The organism is Leisingera sp. ABM4_103 (assembly GCF_056158685.1).
In genome coordinates this window covers 1,870,944-1,887,430 of record NZ_JBSWTU010000005.1, presented here as the reverse complement: position 1 = coordinate 1,887,430, position 16,487 = coordinate 1,870,944, and the positions used below count along the sequence as shown (strand labels likewise).

Here is a 16,487-nt window from a genome sequence, read left to right as displayed (position 1 = left end):
AAAGCGGACATCCACAAAGTATCTGGCAGCCAGCAAAATTTTTGTTTCTCATTTCTATATGGAGTCGACGCTGGGCATCTTCTTCAACAACGCCAGTCTTCCGGAGGGTGAAATCCACCGCTTTACTGTAAAGTGAATGATGGGTAGCCTCGCTGGACTTATAGTAGAGCAATTTCTGCGGGAAAACATTGAGCATTTACATTCGCAAACCGACCGCAAAACGCAATTGGTCCAAAGTTGTGGAACATATCAGCTTGGCGGCGCTAGAGGGGCTCACCCTCAACATCCCAAATGTGATCCGCGAAGCTGATAGCGCTGTCTCAGACACCTTTGAGAACCACAGCCCGGACGAAGTCGCCTGGACCTGGATGTACACTTCGCTGGCAACCGCGCTTTATACTCACCACCGTTCGCTGCCGTCATCACATCGAATTAGTGAAACAAGCTGCCGAGCAATGGTAAAAAAGTTCGCGAAAACGGTGATGGCAAAAGTTGAAGGCTCAGAACTGTATCCAAGTGACCTTGTAAATCCCGCCGATGCAGCAGCCTTTCGCCCACTAATGCAAGCAGTGGCGTCGACCCTTCAAGACCTTTCTGCTGACAAAGGCAATGAGGGTGCGGACCAGAAGCAGTTTCGTTCTGCGCTCCGCGCCGCCTCCGCGCGCGTTCTAGCGCTGGACCCGGAATACTACGCTCCGTTGCACGAAATTCTGAACACTCCGATGAATGAAGGGGTACAGCGCGATAGGGCATGGCAGCGTCATGCTACATGGATACGCGGCCTTTTTGAACGCAAGCCGATCTTCTCAATTGACCCAGACAAACGTATCGCGCTGCGCGATGTATACCAACGCCTTCGCGCGTATTGGCACGACGAAGTTCGCGACGAAGACGCTAAAAACGAACTCGACCATCATCGCCCCGAGCGGCAGCATAAGATGCGCTTGCGCGCCCATGTGGATCGCCTGCACGTGGTAATGCATGCTTGGCTTGGCAAAAGCACCGCCCCACCCTTGCGAATTGTCGCAGGCGGCCCCGGCAGTGGTAAGTCGTCTTTTGCCAAGGCTTTCGCAGTTGAGGTGTCGGATCAAACCGAATGGCGAGTGATCTTCATCGAGCTTCAGAACCTCGCGTTCGACAAAGGTGAACTAGAACGCCGGATCGGGGAGTATCTGACTTCTGCTGCTGTCTATTCAGCCATAGACCCCGCCGGTACAGCGGGCTTTCCCCAAAACCCGTTGTCATGGAGAGTAGAGGCGAGCGACCCAGTCTTGCTGATTTTCGACGGTCTGGATGAGCTCAGTGCATCGGACGAGACCTCCGCCGAGCTGTCCCGCGCCTTCGTTTTGGAGGTGAATAACTACCTTGTCAGGGCTAACTCGAATACAGGGATTGCGCCTATCCGCGCGATCATATTGGGGCGCAACACAGCGTGTGAGCTAGGAGTGCGGGCAGCCAATTTGCCACTGGGCACCATGATCCATGTTGCTGCGCTGAAACCTCTGGAAAAACACACTGACGTGGGTCTACCTGAGAATCACGATGAGGAGCGCGTTCAGATTCTTGACCCACACACAGTGCGTAAATTTGACCAGCGTCAGGAATACTGGAAACGTTGGGCGGCACTGACAGGCGCTGCGATGGTGGCGGTACCAGAAGCTGTAACTACCGACGTGCTTGAGGAATTGAATGTCGAGCCGCTGTTGCTGCACTTGCTGATCCAATCGGGGTACACTGGGGACAACTGGGAAAAGGCGGCGGACAACCGGAACCGCGTCTATTGGGAAATCTTCGACCGGGTTCTGACGCGAAACGCAGACAAAACGCGGTTGAACGGCAAGGCACTCGCTACAAGTGATGCCATGATTGCGCTTGAATGCATGGGGTTGGCAGCATGGCGCGGTGGCGGACGTACCGGCGGGAACGACGCCTTCCGCGAACTATTGGAACGCTATTCACCGCGTTTGTACCGCACTCATAGTGGCAACGACTTGCTTTCCCAGCACTACATTGCAGTGCAGTTTCACACACGGCAAGGCTTTGGCGACGGATACGAATTTCTGCACAAGAGCTTCGGCGAATACCTAACGGCCCGTGCTTTACTTTCCATTGCGCAGGTCACCGCACGGCGGATGCGGGACGAGGAAGAACCGGAATCACCAAAAGAGGCCGCGCGGAGATGGTGCACTCTGGTCGCAAGCGCCGAGATGACCGATTTCGTTGTAAACTTTGTTTTGAATGAGGCCCGCTTACTGGCAGAGCGAAGAGACATTCTGCCAATCAAAGACACACTGACGCAACTATTTTCTTGGGTGCAGCATCACGGTATGCCGGTACACGAAGGGGCAAGTGGGACATATCGCGAAATCGAAACTGCTCAACGCTGTGCCGAAACCGCGCTATTGACCGTGTTAAGTGCTTTAGCGCGTGCCTGTCGGAAGACGGGCGACAATGGCGCCGAATTCCAAGCCGTTGATGCTCCGCCTTGGAGCATCAATGTTGACTGGCCTCGAGTTTTGACCGAGCGTGGCAGTGCCTCTACTATGGGTTCGACTGCACCTCGCAGAATGCTAACGCGACTGGGTGATGCTTGGGAGCCAGCAATTCGTCGATCACTTGGCGGTCTAGTAATGACAGATTCATGGCTGAGTGATCTTTGGTTAATTGATGCGGATTTGAGTAGATCAAACTTGAGTGGCTCACACTTAGTTCTGTCGAATTTCGCTCGCGCTGATTTGACTAGGGCGAGCCTAATCTGCGCGTCTTTAGGTGATGCACACATTGCTCAAGCGAACATGTCAGAGGCAGATTTGAGTAGTGCAGACCTGACCGAGGCGACTCTGACCGACGCGAATCTAACTGAGGCCAACCTTACTGAGGCAGACTTAACTGGGGCGAACTTGCACGGAGTGGATCTCACGAGAGCGAACCTAACCGAGGCGGACCTGACAAGGGTGGATCTTACAAGGGCAAACCTAACCGAGGCGGACCTGACAAGGGCACAATTGATCGAAGTGAACCTGGCCGAAGCGGACATCACAAAAGCGGACCTGACCGAGGCGAACCTGTACGGGGCAGATCTTAGAACAACGCAAAACTTGACACAGGAACAGGTTGACTCTGCCGATGGCAGCAAGAGCGAAACCAAGTTGCCACCAGGCCTCACCTATCCTGATAGTTGGGAGGAGGACTAAGTCCACTGGAGATGCGCATCCGCTTTGCTGCGCATTGCTGCCGTTCGAATTCGCCTATGCTGCGTTTGCGGCGAAAGTCTGCTCCGTCCCGCATTGTGCAGTTTCACGGTTTCAACTTCGCTGCACCCGGTGTGAATGGCCGAGATCTCCGCTGCACCGCAGGCCGGTTTTCCATGCCAGCGCAGAAAAATTCTTCCACTTTGCACATGAAGCACAATTCTGACAGGTCCGGTGTGGGCTCAGACTAAGCCCAAGGTGACCAATGCTGCGGTAAGCTCTGACAGCTGCTAAGCGCGCAAACCGACCTGTGAATGACGTTCCCCCTTCAGTAGTCTTTGCATTTTGGATCTCGGTAGCACCAATAGGTGGATTGATCTCGGCGCGGGCGAACTATGCGTGGAGGCGGAAATTTGGCTCGCCGGTTTCGTGTGGAAAACCGTGGGTTAGAAAGTTAGGTCCGCAATGATCCCCCTCATGTGGAGACCTGCTGTCGTGTCTTGATCAAGTGGGACAAACCGACCATAACTCTGTAATGCCAATTTCAACCGACAATTCTGTATTTGACTCCGCTGGCCGCCTTTTGTTCTGTAGTGCTGATCGCTTTGTTCGAGACATCTGCCACGGCGACAATTGCCTAATATGCGGTCGCAGCGAGACAGAAACTCCCTTCAACCGAGAGCATATCCTGCCAAACTGGCTGCTCCATCAATTCAGTCTTCACGGCCAGACCATAACGCTGCCCAATGGTGAGCAACATAGATACGGAACATACACGCTTCCGTGCTGTATGAATTGCAACCAAGAGTTGAGCGAAATCTTTGAAGCGCCGATTAGCGAGGCCTTTAAGCTCGGTTTCGTAGGTGTGGAAGCAATGGTCGTCCGAGAGGGGATAGAGCGGCTATTCCTGTGGATGGCACTCATATACCTCAAGTTTCACCTTAAAGATCGGTTACTTAAGAAGTATCTTGACCGGCGGCTTGGCATGCAAGCCATCTCTGAAAACTATGATTGGCAGACCTTTCACCACATACATTGCTTAGCCCGCGCGCATTACACGGGTGAACGACTCAACGACTTCGTGCTGGGTTCATTTTTGGTTGTTCAGCTAGTTCCGGACCCTGAGGAAGAGCCTTTCGACATTACGTCTTTGACTGATGCTTCGACATTGTTTCTTCGTGCTGGCGACGTCGCACTCTATGCCGTTTTTAATGATGGCCAAGCTTGCACCCAAGCAATCAAACCAATCCTTGACCGCATCAATGGTCCACTAAATGCAATGCAGTCGCGTGAGTTGGCAGCTGAGCTTGCCGCCGCCAATCTCCATCTCATAAATCGACCGCTCTTCAGAACAGTCGTGGCCGACACAGATGGCGCTGATCTTCAAATGAACACGACATTAGACCCTGCTGGACCTCGCTTTCTGGACAAGGATCCGAACACGGTTGGGTCCATTAAGAGTACATTGTTCAATCACGTACTTGATCAGATTGAGGGCAAGACTCGTGAGGAAGCAGTGAAACTACTCAAAGAGAACCAGCTGTCGTTTTTATTTAACGATGATGGAGACTTCATAAGCGATGGCAGGAGCAGCACTGCACCAGCAGCTTCTTAAGTGTAATCCTGCCCATCGTGGTGTTCTACTTGATTGCTCCGCAGCAGAAACACTACTTGGCTGAAGGTTCATCGGCGAAAGCGGGTGTAACCAGGGAGGCAAAAACTGCAACAGTTGAGATCAGATGCTTCATTTGAGTCTCCATCAGAAGTGTTTCAGATGAACCTTATGTGCCATTCCGATTTCGCGATTTATCTCCGGATCCGATCAACGTTTTACGCTATTCGCTCAAGTTGATCTTTTTTCAGGGCTGAATTCGATATTTCTCTACCGAAACGCAGAATTTTGGACAGCAATGACCAACGAGTTCTTCGCCGACCGGCAATTCAGACCAACTCGCGTAGTGCCAAAGCAAACCGCACGGGCTTCAATGCTGTGAAGCGAATGCATCCGTCGCTCGCAATTTCCCGGGCGTTATGTTGAAGCGGGACTTGAAGGCCTCGCTCAACCGGGATTGAGAGCTGAAGCCGCATTCAAAAGCAATCTCCGCAAGCGAATGATGTGTGGTCTGAATCCGCGTCAAAGCATAGGACAGCCGAACATCGCGCAGTATCTCTGTAAAGCCAGTGCCTTCCTTACTCAGGGTTCGGCGCAAAGTGGCTTCACTCATACCCAGTTCATAGGCGGCATCCGGCGCTTTCTTCGCCCAGATATCTTAACCAGTCTCCAAGTATGAGATGATTGACCGCGGATCTGCTGGTCGCAGACTTTTTGAGAACCACATCAGGTTGTGCGATGAAGTAATTTTTTGCGGTATCAAGCGGCATGGTGCAATTCTCCTATGTCGAAAAATTACTTTATTACCGCATATCTTTTGCGTTTTGAGAAGTCTCACCACACAACCCTGAGTACTACCGTGCCGCTCGCGCTTATGAAAGTAAGATCGACAAACTGGAAAAGGACAAACTTCTTGCGCTGCAAACACTTGCAGATTTGAAGAGTTCAATGGACAGCTTTCAGAAAAGATCGAGCTCGCTTTGAGTTTCCTATCAAACACTTGCAAAATATGGGATCTAGGCGTCCAGAGCATGCGTAGGTTGTTGCTGATAATGGTCATTTCGGCTCGAATTCCCTATGACAAAAAATGAAGCATCAAACACCACAAGCCTATGTAATATTTAGGTTTTTATCCGATCTTTGCGGAAACTGTAAAATGGTGCTCTGGGACGGAATCGAACCACCGGCACTGGGATTTTCAAGCCCACAACCAATAATTCGAGTGGAGCAAGTCTGCTGTGAATGGCAGCTTTCCAAATTCTCTCAACCAGGTTTCGCGCTTGCAGCGAATTGCCGCTTCCCGCCGATTTCGTGGAAAACAACCGTTCGCGAGCGCAGAAACCCGGGGCTTAAGAAGGGCCCGCGCGCCTTCCGTGTCAGGCGTTCCGCATCTGCTGCGGTGCGGGAAGGATTTTGGCGAGTTTCCGGAGATTCTGAGCGGTGGCGGCGAGCAGGAATTCGTCATTTGCACCGCATGGGCCGCGTAATCGGTGCCTTCCCAGACCCAGGATGCGCTTGAGGTCCGCGAAGAGCATTTCGACCTTCTTCCTCAGCTTCATTGAGATCGCGGATTGCTCGGTCTTGGCAATGTCGCGAGCAACTTGGCGGACGTCTTCATGCTCTTCGCGGGCGATCTTGCGCGCGTCGGCATTCGGGCAGCATTTGGCTTTGGACGGGCAGGCCTTGCAGAGTTCTTTCAGCGCGCGATACCGGGCAGTGCCTTTTCCGGTCGGTCCCCGGTTAGGGTCGGAGTAGTTGCGGCGGAATTGCTTCAGTTCGTGGCCTTCAGGGTAGATGTATTGATCATTAGCGGCGTCCCATTCGAAATCAGCCCGGGTCCAGGTGCCATCGTTGCGCCCTGACTTGTCGAAGACGAGAATATGCGGGGCGATCTTGCGGCCGACCAGCCAGCCCAGCATCGGGGCGATGCCGTAGGCCGTGTCCGCGATCGGGCGTTCGGGATGCATATCAAACCTGGCCTTCACCCGCTCCAGCATGGTCCTGGCCGATCCAACCTCGGCTTGCCTGATCAACCGGGTCGCTTCGACAACGACTATGACGCCATGGTCTGTGTCGATCAGGTAGTTGTCGGAACAGCTAAAGAATGCCGGGCCTTGCCCAAGGTGGATTGGCTCCTTGGCGATAGAGGCTACGACGCCGACTGGTTCAGAGAAGCATTGAAAGACAAAGGGATACGCGCATGCATCCTTGGTCGAAGGAAGCGCAAGAAGCAGGTCAGATACGACAAACGCCGCAACCGTATCGAGATCATGTTCGGCAGGCTGAAAGACTGGCGGCGCGTCGCAACACGTTACGACCGATGCCCAAAGGCGTTCTTCTCCGCCACCGCTCTAGGCTGCAACGGTCATCTACTGGCTCTGAAACTCAATGTTTCCAGACCCTAAGGCCTTCTGAGATCGTTACTCTCTAGATCTATAAGCTTTTTCGATCTTCAGAAAGAACTCAGACAGACCCAACCCTAAACCGTCACAAATTTGGCCAATCGTTTCCAACTTAGGCTGGTGATGCTTCGTTTCCAAATACGAAATGTACCTAGGACTCACTTGGCTCCGCCGTGCAAGCTCTTCTTGAGAAAGCTTCTGGGCAGTTCGTTCTGACTTCAACGCCTTAGCAAAAGCCCACAAAAGGCGATCTTTTTCGAGTTCTGCCATGCGGCGAACATTCATCCAACCCAATCGCCCGTCTACGAAGTACTCTATGAATCTCGGACTATTTTCTGTATCGTCTGAAGAAGCTCTCGACACTAGAAAGGACAAGGCTGATCACATGGGTGCAGACCAAGGGTTGCTAGAAGGCCAACTGGATCAAATAGCTGACATGATTGAAGCTCGAGTTCTCGATAAGCTTGCGCAAAGTCACAAGCTCCTTCCTTTGCTGAAGAAGGAGTTGCCGACGGACACAGTTAAGGAAACCAAAAGAGGGCGGACACGCTCAAAGTATCAGACCCAACTTCATCTAAAGGTATCTCAAGAAGACAAAGAATGGTTTATGGATACCGCGCAGGTGTATGATGTGCAAAACGGAAAGCTCTTTGCGCACCTTAGAGCTCTTCATGAAAAATACGAACAGACTTGACGAAGACACTCCAATCGGCCGCTTGAATTGAGGAACTTGACCTGTTGCCTCAAATACTCGACCGCTGTCACCCATAGCCTAGAATTGAACGTTCTTGACTACTTATTGGGCTTCAAGACCGCGAGCTACAGGCGGCTCTGCCCTTTCGCTAAAAAATTTGCGACGCAAATGCGTAGTTGTACGACAGGGCACTATAGTAATCGAACACACTTTCGTTGTCAGACGTGACAAGAGCCCGCTGTCTGGCAGCAAGGCCAGCGCTGATTCTGCTCAAGACTATGCGAACTTACTTGTCGCTCACGGCGCTGTGCTAGATCAGGATCCCTAGTATTAACTAATCTTTTCATAGCGTTCGTGCAAAGTTTGACGATGGAACTGGCAACCGGACTGGGTACAGGTTTCCCTATCGTATCTGACAACAAAAAAGGCTGACATTCCGAACCAAAATTGGAGGCGCTAGAATGTCAAAAATTTAACCTCCTCCTGGTTCTGACATTCCAAATCAGATTTCAGGTGCAAAAACATGGTCCTAGCTCGGTCAGTCAGTTTTTGCTTCCAAAGAACCGGATAAAGCTGAAGTACGGCTGGCGTCTGGTCGAGCATGAGGGCGGCCATTTCACCGGGGTCGACACCTCGGTGCCGAACCGCGCCCTTCGCGCCGCGCTTGAGGCCGGGGAGATCGCAGAGCTTGCCGCCTACAAGACCGTGCGGGCAGAGGTGAAATACGGAGAGAAGAGCCGCATCGACTTTCTGCTGAGCCAGGACGGCCTGCCCGATTGCTATGTCGAGGTGAAAAGCGTGACGCTCTCGCGCCAGCCCGGTCTGGCGGAGTTTCCCGACAGCGTCACCGCGCGCGGCACCAAGCACCTGGGCGAACTCGCCAGCATGGTGGCTCAGGGCCACAGGGCGGTCATGCTGTATCTGGTGCAGCGCACCGACTGCGGCCGGTTCCAGCTGGCAGCGGATATTGACCCCGCCTACGCCGGCGCCTTCGCCAGCGCTCATGCTGCAGGGGTAGAGCGGCTGGTGCTGGGCACCAGAATCTCACCCCAAGGGCTTGAGGCCGGCGCCCCCATCGCCGCCGGGGAGTAACGGCGAGGGGGCTGGCGCGCCTGCTCAGGCGGCCTTGCTGGCCTCGCCCTCCTGCGCGTCCGGTTCGGCCTGCACGATGGTGCGCGTCGGGAAGGGAATATCGACCCCGGCCGCATCCAGCGCTTCTTTCACCTTGCGCTTCATGTCGGCCTGATACTGGAAGTACTCCTCCGCATCGACCCAAACCCGCACCAGGAAATCAACCGAGCTGCTGTTCAGCTCATTGACCTGGACGAACGGCTCCGGCTCGCTGTGCGAGCGGCTGTCGCTCATGATGGTCTCGCGGATCACCCGTTCGGCCACCGCCAGGTTGGCACCGTAGCCGACGCCAAACGTCCACTCGGCCCGGCGGGTATCGAAAGATGAGTAGTTGGTGATGGTGTTACCCCAAACCTCAGAGTTGGGAATGATCACCTTCAGATTGCTGAGGCCCGCAAGGACGGTGTTGTTCAGGTTGATGTCCATCACAGTGCCCATCTCACCGTCCACTTCAATGAAATCGCCCAGCTTGAAAGGACGGAACAGGATGATCATCACACCCGCAGCAACATTGGACAGCGCCCCCTGCATCGCCAGGCCGATCGCCAGCCCCGCAGCACCGATGGCCGCGATGATCGAGGTGGTCTTGACGCCAAAAGTGTTCAGAACAAACAGAACCGCGAAGGCGAGCACAACATAGCGCGCCAGATTGCCGAGGAAGTGAAAGAGAGTAACGTCCAGATTGGCATGCGTATCGCCCAGCGTGACGACCCGCCGCTTGACCCAGCTCGCAACGATAAAGCCAGCCAGCAGGATCACCACTGCAGCCACAACGCTGCCCAGCATCTCGGCCAGGAACTCCAGGGTCACCAGGTCGGAAAGTGATTTCCCGCCATAAATTTCAGTCTGCATCAGATCGTTGAAGCTGTTCATGCCGCTGCCTCTCTCCGTTTCGCCGCAGGTTCCCTCACGACTGGTAACGCGGCGCGGCGGAAAAAGTTCCCGGGTGCCGCCCCTGCCCCCTCTGGCCCTTTTGCAGGGAACCCCTTACATAGCTACGCAAAGACACCCGATGGAGCTCCGCCCGATGAGATCGAAAGACGGCCGCACGACCAAGGACGGCATCCGCATTCATGAGCCCGGCGATTTTGCGGGCATGCACAAGGCGGGGGCGCTTGCCGCGCGCATTCTGGACGATATCGCAGCCCATGTGGTCCCGGGCCAGACCACCGGGGAGCTCGACCGCCTGATTACCCGGATGGTCGAGGATGCAGGCGCCACCTCCGCCACCATCGGCTACAAGGGCTATCAGCACGCCAGCTGCATCTCGGTGAACCACGTGGTTTGCCACGGCATTCCCGGCGACAAGAAGCTGAAGGACGGCGATATCCTGAACATTGACGTGACGGTGATTGTCGACGGCTGGTTCGGCGACACCTCGCGGATGTTCGTGGCGGGCAAGCTCAGCCGCAAGGCAGAGCGGCTGATTCAGGTTACGCACGATTCGCTGATGATGGGGATTGAGGCGGTGAAGCCCGGCAATACCTTCGGCGACATCGGCCACGCGATCCAGACCTATGCCGAGAGCCAGCGGATGAGCGTTGTGCGCGATTTCTGCGGCCACGGGCTGGGTCAGGTGTTTCACGCGCCGCCCAACGTCCTGCACTACGGCCGCCCCGGCACCGGCCCGGTGCTGGAAGAGGGCATGTTCTTCACCATCGAGCCGATGATCAACCTGGGCCGCCCGGAAACCAAGATCCTGGCGGATGAGTGGACCGCCGTCACCCGCGACAAGTCGCTGTCGGCGCAGTTCGAGCACTCGATCGGGGTAACTGCTGACGGGGCAGAGATTTTCACCCTGTCGTCGGCCGGAAAATTCCATCCGACCTACGGCTGAGCCGCTACTGCCGCAGCGGGGGCCAGCCCCCGCACCCCCGGGATATTTTCAGCCAGATGAAGGCCGGATCCCGTCAGGAACCGGCGTCGTCCTGCCCCTCGGCTTCCTGTATCCGCCAAAGGGCCAGAAGCAAGGTGCCGTCCGCCCAAGGTGTCACCGCATCCTGGATAAACAGCGGAGACCGCGCTGGTTTCGGTTTGGGTTTTGTCCCGGCTTCGGCCTTGGTCACAGGCGGCAGGAACGGCGTACGCAGTGTCTGTTCCATGCCCCGAACAATAGCACGCCCGGCTCAGATCGACAAAAGCGCGGGCACCTCTGCCATATCGCTGAAGACCTCCGCCCCCAGCGCCGCAAGCTTTTGGCCGCCGCCCTGGGGCGCATAGCCGAGGCAGCGCATTCCCGCGCGCACCGCGGCGGTGACACCGCTGCCGCTGTCCTCGATCACCAGGCAGTCGCGCGCCTGTACCCCGAAATGGCTGGCGGCCGCCAGGAACAGGCCCGGTTCCGGCTTAGCCACTCCTAAGGAATGGGCAGAAAACATCGCCTGCGGGTGGAACCGCTCCCACAGCCCGTTCTGGCCCAGGGTGATGCGCATCTTGTCCTCGCTGCCGTTGGAGGCGACGCAGACCGGGATGCCATTTTCATCAAGCCGCGCCAGAAGATCCGGAATGCCCGGAGACAGCGGAACGCCCTGTTCCAGAAGGGCATAGGTCTCGGCATAGACTTCGCTGATCCAGTCCTCCGGCAGGTCTGCCCCCAGGCCGCGGGCCTTGTCCATGACCCCGGCCATGGTGCTGCCGACGAAATACGCCATCGACTGCTCCATGGTCAGCTCCAGCCCGTGCCGGGCCAGGTTGCCGGTCAGCGCCTGATTGGAGGCTGGCTCGCTGTCGACCAGCACGCCGTCGCAATCGAAAATCACCAGTTTCGGGGTCGGATATGTCTTGGGCATGAAAAAGCGCCTTTGCTGAAAAACTTGTTTTGAACCACAGGTCTATTCGGCAATCAGGACCCCGGCAAACTCGGCGCTGCGGGTTTCCGCCTGAGCCTTCACATTCAGACCCTTTCCTGAAACAGCCCGAAACAAAAAATGCAGGGGAAGCCCCTGCATTTCATATCTTTCACCGGTCTAGCTAAGCTCAGAACTTGCAGCGCTTTTTCTTGGCCAGTGCGACCAGCACTTCATGGCGCTTGTTTGCCGCGTTCATGGCCTCGTTTGCGTTGGAGTAATTGCCGATGACCGCCGGCCAGAACAGGATCGCCGCCGCCACATTTGCGCCCGATGCGGTCTTGCCTTTCTTGGCCTCGGCGCGGATCTCGTCCAGCTGGCCCATCTGTGTCTTGATCTCTTCGCAGGTCAGCGAGCTGTCGTCGATGTTGTTGGTGGTGACAACGTCAGGAGACACGCAGCCAGCCAGGAAAAGCGAACCAGCGGCCAGCAGGCCAAGGATTTTTGCAGTTTTCATGTGAAACCTTTTTAAACCGTCTGAATTGACGGACATTTGATTAAAATCACTGGGTTGTTACCTATGCTGAGATGTATTTGCAAATAGAAAATCAATTATTTGGCGAAAACGCCCATTCGCGCAGGCACCTGTTTTACTGCCGCCACATCAAAGAGATATGGGTGTCGCCGTACTTGCGGCTGTCGTGCAGTTCGAACCCTTCCGGCACGGCCATCGGCGCGTTTTCCTCCCAGACCACCAGAGCGTCATCCGCCACCCAGCCGCCTGCCATCGCGGCGGCCAAGGCTTTCTCTCCCAGCGCCTTGCCGTAAGGCGGATCGAGGAAGATCAGGTCAAAGGGCGCGCCCGGGTTCTGCCCCAGCTTCAGCGCATCGCGGCGTGTCAGGGTGCAGCGGTCCCCGGCCCGGCAGATGCCAATGTTTTTTCGGATCAGACCGGTGGAAACCCGGCCGTCATCGACAAACACCACCTCCGCCGCGCCGCGCGACAGGGCCTCCAGCCCCAAGGCGCCGGTGCCCGCAAACAGGTCCAGCACCCGGGCGCCGGGGATGGCGCCGGTGTGCATCAGCACATTGAACAGGCTTTCGCGCACCCGGTCGGTGGTGGGGCGCAGATGGGCGCCCGCATCCCCCTTGCCCACCGCGGCCAGAGCCCGGCCGCGGAACTCTCCTGCGATGATCCTCACGCCTTCAGAAGCGGCTTCAGGTCAGCGGAAGGGTCGGAAACCACGGTCTTGTCCGCGGTCTTGCCCATGTCGATCAGCCGCTTGGCCACCATGTAGGCGCGCGGGTCGTTCATCGCGTCAACTGCCACCAGCTGATCACCGGCGTAGTACCAGAACGAGACTTGCTGGCCTTCGCCCTGACGGGTGACCACGTCGTCATAGCCGGTGTTGAGACCCGCGATCTGCAGCTTGACGTCATACTGATCCGACCAGAACCAGGGCGTCGCGATATAGTCCTTGGCCGCGCCCAGCATGTTTTGCGCAACGACCTCCGCCTGGTCGATTGCATTGGGCACGCTTTCCAGGCGGATGCGGCTGCCCTGGAACGGGAAGGAGGCGCAATCGCCCGCGGCCCAGATGGACGCATCCGAGGTGCGGCCCTGAGCATCCGTCTTGATGCCGTTGTCCAGCTCCAGCCCCGCCATCTCCGCCAGCTGCGTGGCCGGGGTGATGCCAACACCCACCACGACAAAATCCACGTCCAGCACCTCACCGCCGCTCAGCACCGCGCGGGTCACCTTGCCGCCCTCGCCTTCGAGCCGCTCCAGGCCGACGCCTTCGCGGATGTCCACGCCGTGGGAAGTATGAAGGTTGCGGAAGAAATCCGATGTTTCCGGCGCCGCGACACGCTGCAGAATGCGGTCTGCCATTTCGACCAGAGTCACTTGCACGCCGCGCTTGGCGCAGACTGCCGCTGCCTCCAGACCGATATAACCGCCGCCGACGATCAGCGCGCGCTTGCCTTCCGTCACATGCGGTGCCATCGCATCGACGTCGGTCAGCCCGCGCACAACATAGACGCCCTCCAGATCACCGCCGATCGCAGCCGGCAGGCGGCGCGGGTCGGAGCCGGTGGTCAGCGCCAGCTGGTCGTAGGAAATCACCTCATCGTCCAGCGAGACCGTCTTGGCCGCCGGGTCGATCGCGGTTACCCGCTGGCCCAGCTTCAGGGTGATGTTGTTTTCAGCATAAAAGCTCTCGGGCCGCAGGAACAGCCGCTCCACTTCCATCTCGCCCAGCAGATAAGCCTTGGACAGCGGCGGGCGCTGATAGGGCAGCGCTGTCTCTGCGCCGATCAGGGTAATCTCCCCCTCAAACCCGTCTCTGCGCAGCTTTGCCACCAGCGAGGACCCCGCCTGCCCCGCTCCAATCACGACGATGTGGGACATCTCTGCTTGCCTCCCGCAATAGTTCCCGTCACGCTTCCAACGGACCCTATATACCGAGGGCCCCAAAACGCAATCACGAGAAAGAGGAACGTGCAATGATTTCTGTTGGAGACCAGCTGCCCGACGCCGTGCTGACGCGGATCGGAGACGACGGGCCGGAGCAAGTTCAGCTGTCAAGCAAGCTGAAGGGGCGGAAAGTGGTGATATTTGCGGTTCCTGGCGCTTTTACCAGCACCTGCCATTCGGCCCATGTGCCCAGCTTCATCCGCACCAAGGATCAGTTCGCCGCCAAAGGTGTGGATGAAATCATTTGCCTGGCCGGCAATGACCCGTTCGTCATGTCCATCTGGGGCGACAATACCGGCGCGACCGACGCCGGGATCACCATGCTGTCGGATGCCGAATGCACCTTTACCGAGGCGATCGGCATGCGTTTCGATGCGCCTCCCGCCGGTTTGATCGGCCGCTCGCTGCGTTATGCGATGCTGGTGGAGGACGGAGAAGTGAAGATCCTGAACAAGGAAGAAAACCCCGGCCAGTGCGAGCTGTCGGCCGGCGAAGGGCTGCTGGACTCGATGGGCTGAGGCCTGGCTTTCTGCGGCTGCCAGTACGGGCGGCCGCAGGCGCAAACCCTTAACAAAACATGAAAAATCAGGTCAAAAGCTCTGCCGCAATGTTTCGCGCGCGAAACATTCGGACAGGACTGCTGACCTTTTACGGCAGTCTCTGCAGCTCAGTTCTGCGGCTCGCCGTAAAGGCCGTCCATCTTGCGCGCCAGCTTGGCATCCTGGGCGCTGATGCCATCCACGTCATGGGTGGTCAGCACCACCGTCACCTTGTTGTAGACGTTGCTCCATTCCGGATGGTGGTTCCACTTTTCAGCCCAGATCGCGGCGCGGGTCATCCAGCCGAAGGCATCGGCGAAATTGCTGAACTTGAAAGTCTTGGTGATGGCATCGCGGCCTTCCACCATTTCCCAGCCGGTGGCAAACAGCGGCTCCAGCAGCGGGCCGCGGGTGGCGTCGGACAGTTTTTCCGTCATTCTTGCTCCTCCACATGCGCTTTGCGGAACGGGCCGTAATCGGTCAGGATTTCGATCTCTTCCTCAGTGGCGGCCCGCTCAGCCTCGAGGTAGCGTCCGACGGCCCCGGCAAACCCGGGATCGCCGATCCAGTGCAAGCTATAGGTCTGGCACGGCAAATAGCCGCGCGCCAGCTTGTGCTCACCCTGCGCGCCGGCTTCGATCCGGTCAAGCCCCAGGGCGATGGCCAATTCTATGGCCTGATAATAGCACAGTTCGAAATGCAGGCACGGATGGTGCTCGACGCAGCCCCAGTAGCGGCCATAAAGCGTATTCCGGCCTATGAAATTCAGCGCTCCGGCCACATAGCGCCCGTTGCGCCACGCCAGAATCAGCGCCAAGTCCTGCGCCAGCGTCCGGTGCGCAATATCGAAGAATTGCCGGGTCAGATAAGGCGAGCCCCATTTCCGCGCGCCGGTATCCTGATAGAATTCCCAGAACGCATCCCAATGTTCGGGCCGCAGGCTGCTGCCCTGGAAGACCTGGATCTCGCCGCCAAAGCACTGCGCCTGCATCCGCTCCTTGCGGATGTTCTTGCGCTTGCGCGACGACAGCGCCCGCATGAAAGCCTCGAAGTCGCCATATCCCTGGTTCTGCCAGTGGAACTGCTGGGTGGTGCGGAGCATCAGCCCCATTTCCTCGCCCAGCCGGGCCTCATCCGCGGTGCAGAAGGTCACGTGCAGCGACGACAGGTTGTTGTCCGCCGCCAGCTGCACTGCGCCCTGCAGCAGTGCGGAGTGGCCTATGCCGTCGAATCCGGGCCGCACCAGGAACCGCCGCCCGGTGGCCGGCGTAAAGGGCACAGCGATCTGCAGCTTGGGGTAATAATGCCCGCCGGCCTGTTCATAGGCATGTGCCCAGTTGTGGTCAAAGATGTACTCGCCCTGGCTGTGCCCCTTGGCATAAAGCGGCGCGCAGGCGATCAGGCGGCCGTCCTGATAGGCGGTCAGATACTGCGGCTGCCAGCCGGTGCCCGGCCCGACAGAGCCGCTGTCTTCCAGCGCGCTCAGAAACCGGTGGGTTGTAAAAGGGTCGAGCGGACGGCCTCCGTCCGCCGCTTCGGGACAGGCGCAGGCGTCCCACTCCGCCGCCGCGACCTGCGACAGCGACGACAGCACCCGGATTTCGATTTGCGCCTGGGACATGCCTTTCCTCCGCACCACTTCACAGATGTGGGGTG

16 protein-coding genes and 2 pseudogenes are annotated in these 16,487 nt (G+C 57.2%); 7 read left to right on the top strand and 11 right to left on the bottom strand.

Translation table 11 applies throughout. The annotated features are described in order from the left end of the window. Nucleotides 1-188: 188 nt before the first annotated feature. Nucleotides 189-3,194 carry a pentapeptide repeat-containing protein gene (locus ACXAED_RS10790; protein ID WP_475049542.1) on the top strand — a complete coding sequence of 1,002 codons (3,006 nt, stop codon included), beginning with the start codon at nt 189-191 and terminating at the stop codon, nt 3,192-3,194. 805 nt (nt 3,195-3,999) lie between these two features. Continuing rightward, complete coding sequence (locus ACXAED_RS10785) at nt 4,000-4,806, top strand: hypothetical protein (protein WP_475049540.1); 807 nt, start codon at nt 4,000-4,002, stop codon at nt 4,804-4,806. A gap of 367 nt (nt 4,807-5,173) precedes the next feature. Here the strand turns inward: ACXAED_RS10785 and ACXAED_RS10780 are convergent, their stop codons facing one another. Continuing rightward, nucleotides 5,174-5,422, bottom strand: a complete 249-nt coding sequence (locus tag ACXAED_RS10780) for a helix-turn-helix transcriptional regulator (protein ID WP_475053091.1) — start codon at nt 5,420-5,422, stop codon at nt 5,174-5,176. 757 nt (nt 5,423-6,179) lie between these two features. After that, nucleotides 6,180-6,920: pseudogene (locus ACXAED_RS10775) on the bottom strand (transposase); the annotation flags it as partial. On the opposite strand from ACXAED_RS10775, the pseudogene ACXAED_RS10770 reads away from it, so the two are divergent. Further along, nucleotides 6,915-7,185, top strand: a pseudogene (locus ACXAED_RS10770) (transposase); the annotation flags it as partial. The pseudogenes ACXAED_RS10775 and ACXAED_RS10770 sit on opposite strands and share 6 nt — an antisense overlap. A gap of 38 nt (nt 7,186-7,223) precedes the next feature. On the opposite strand, the gene ACXAED_RS10765 reads toward ACXAED_RS10770, so the two are convergent. Continuing rightward, on the bottom strand, nt 7,224-7,475 hold the full coding sequence (locus ACXAED_RS10765) for a helix-turn-helix domain-containing protein (protein WP_475049538.1): 252 nt from the start codon (nt 7,473-7,475) through the stop codon (nt 7,224-7,226). A gap of 46 nt (nt 7,476-7,521) precedes the next feature. Between ACXAED_RS10765 and ACXAED_RS10760 the strand changes: the two genes are divergently transcribed. Together ACXAED_RS10760 and sfsA are read left to right on the top strand one after the other, a co-directional pair. Then, a complete protein-coding gene (locus tag ACXAED_RS10760; protein WP_475049536.1) occupies nt 7,522-7,899 on the top strand; it encodes a hypothetical protein in 378 nt (125 codons plus the stop codon). Between the two features lie 549 nt (nt 7,900-8,448). Then, the gene (gene sfsA, locus ACXAED_RS10755) at nt 8,449-8,991 is read left to right on the top strand and encodes a DNA/RNA nuclease SfsA (protein WP_475049534.1); all 543 of its coding nucleotides are present in this window, start codon (nt 8,449-8,451) and stop codon (nt 8,989-8,991) included. Nucleotides 8,992-9,015: 24 nt separating this feature from the next. Here the strand turns inward: sfsA and ACXAED_RS10750 are convergent, their stop codons facing one another. Then, nucleotides 9,016-9,903 carry a mechanosensitive ion channel family protein gene (locus ACXAED_RS10750; RefSeq protein WP_475049532.1) on the bottom strand — a complete coding sequence of 296 codons (888 nt, stop codon included), beginning with the start codon at nt 9,901-9,903 and terminating at the stop codon, nt 9,016-9,018. A 154-nt stretch (nt 9,904-10,057) separates the two neighbouring features. Here ACXAED_RS10750 and map point away from each other — a divergent pair, with 154 nt between their 5' ends. Continuing rightward, entirely contained in the window at nt 10,058-10,867 is an 810-nt protein-coding gene (gene map / locus ACXAED_RS10745) for a type I methionyl aminopeptidase (protein WP_475049530.1), read from the top strand. Between the two features lie 73 nt (nt 10,868-10,940). Here the strand turns inward: map and ACXAED_RS10740 are convergent, their stop codons facing one another. The 5 genes from ACXAED_RS10740 to ACXAED_RS10720 all read right to left on the bottom strand — a co-directional run bounded on the left by ACXAED_RS10740 (nt 10,941) and on the right by ACXAED_RS10720 (nt 14,226). Next, entirely contained in the window at nt 10,941-11,132 is a 192-nt protein-coding gene (locus ACXAED_RS10740; protein WP_475049527.1) for a hypothetical protein, read from the bottom strand. Nucleotides 11,133-11,156: 24 nt separating this feature from the next. Continuing rightward, a complete protein-coding gene (locus tag ACXAED_RS10735; protein WP_475049524.1) occupies nt 11,157-11,819 on the bottom strand; it encodes an HAD family hydrolase in 663 nt (220 codons plus the stop codon). Nucleotides 11,820-12,006: 187 nt separating this feature from the next. Next, entirely contained in the window at nt 12,007-12,333 is a 327-nt protein-coding gene (locus ACXAED_RS10730; protein ID WP_475049522.1) for a YgdI/YgdR family lipoprotein, read from the bottom strand. 133 nt (nt 12,334-12,466) lie between these two features. Continuing rightward, nucleotides 12,467-13,018 carry a 16S rRNA (guanine(966)-N(2))-methyltransferase RsmD gene (rsmD, locus tag ACXAED_RS10725; protein WP_475049521.1) on the bottom strand — a complete coding sequence of 184 codons (552 nt, stop codon included), beginning with the start codon at nt 13,016-13,018 and terminating at the stop codon, nt 12,467-12,469. Further along, nucleotides 13,015-14,226 (bottom strand): NAD(P)/FAD-dependent oxidoreductase, encoded by a 1,212-nt coding sequence (locus ACXAED_RS10720; protein ID WP_475049519.1) that lies wholly within the window; start codon nt 14,224-14,226, stop codon nt 13,015-13,017. The genes rsmD and ACXAED_RS10720 overlap by 4 nt, the downstream gene beginning before the upstream one ends. Nucleotides 14,227-14,321: 95 nt before the next feature. On the opposite strand from ACXAED_RS10720, the gene ACXAED_RS10715 reads away from it, so the two are divergent. Then, nucleotides 14,322-14,810 carry a redoxin family protein gene (locus ACXAED_RS10715; RefSeq protein ID WP_475049516.1) on the top strand — a complete coding sequence of 163 codons (489 nt, stop codon included), beginning with the start codon at nt 14,322-14,324 and terminating at the stop codon, nt 14,808-14,810. 149 nt (nt 14,811-14,959) lie between these two features. Here the strand turns inward: ACXAED_RS10715 and ACXAED_RS10710 are convergent, their stop codons facing one another. Further along, complete coding sequence (locus ACXAED_RS10710; RefSeq protein WP_475049514.1) at nt 14,960-15,268, bottom strand: 4a-hydroxytetrahydrobiopterin dehydratase; 309 nt, start codon at nt 15,266-15,268, stop codon at nt 14,960-14,962. Continuing rightward, nucleotides 15,265-16,452 (bottom strand): GNAT family N-acetyltransferase, encoded by a 1,188-nt coding sequence (locus tag ACXAED_RS10705; RefSeq protein ID WP_475049512.1) that lies wholly within the window; start codon nt 16,450-16,452, stop codon nt 15,265-15,267. Before ACXAED_RS10705 ends, ACXAED_RS10710 begins: the two co-directional genes overlap by 4 nt. Nucleotides 16,453-16,487 lie beyond the last annotated feature (35 nt).

Excerpts from the sequence above, each read along its gene's own strand:
- ACXAED_RS10765 (WP_475049538.1), bottom strand. The coding sequence starts at position 7,475 with ATGGCAGAACTCGAAAAAGATCGCCTTTTGTGGGCTTTTGCTAAGGCG.
- ACXAED_RS10760 (WP_475049536.1), top strand. The coding sequence starts at position 7,522 with ATGAATCTCGGACTATTTTCTGTATCGTCTGAAGAAGCTCTCGACACT.
- ACXAED_RS10750 (WP_475049532.1), bottom strand. The coding sequence starts at position 9,903 with ATGAACAGCTTCAACGATCTGATGCAGACTGAAATTTATGGCGGGAAA.
- map (WP_475049530.1), top strand. The coding sequence starts at position 10,058 with ATGAGATCGAAAGACGGCCGCACGACCAAGGACGGCATCCGCATTCAT.
- ACXAED_RS10740 (WP_475049527.1), bottom strand. The coding sequence starts at position 11,132 with ATGGAACAGACACTGCGTACGCCGTTCCTGCCGCCTGTGACCAAGGCC.
- ACXAED_RS10735 (WP_475049524.1), bottom strand. The coding sequence starts at position 11,819 with ATGCCCAAGACATATCCGACCCCGAAACTGGTGATTTTCGATTGCGAC.
- ACXAED_RS10730 (WP_475049522.1), bottom strand. The coding sequence starts at position 12,333 with ATGAAAACTGCAAAAATCCTTGGCCTGCTGGCCGCTGGTTCGCTTTTC.
- ACXAED_RS10720 (WP_475049519.1), bottom strand. The coding sequence starts at position 14,226 with ATGTCCCACATCGTCGTGATTGGAGCGGGGCAGGCGGGGTCCTCGCTG.
- ACXAED_RS10715 (WP_475049516.1), top strand. The coding sequence starts at position 14,322 with ATGATTTCTGTTGGAGACCAGCTGCCCGACGCCGTGCTGACGCGGATC.
- ACXAED_RS10710 (WP_475049514.1), bottom strand. The coding sequence starts at position 15,268 with ATGACGGAAAAACTGTCCGACGCCACCCGCGGCCCGCTGCTGGAGCCG.
- ACXAED_RS10705 (WP_475049512.1), bottom strand. The coding sequence starts at position 16,452 with ATGTCCCAGGCGCAAATCGAAATCCGGGTGCTGTCGTCGCTGTCGCAG.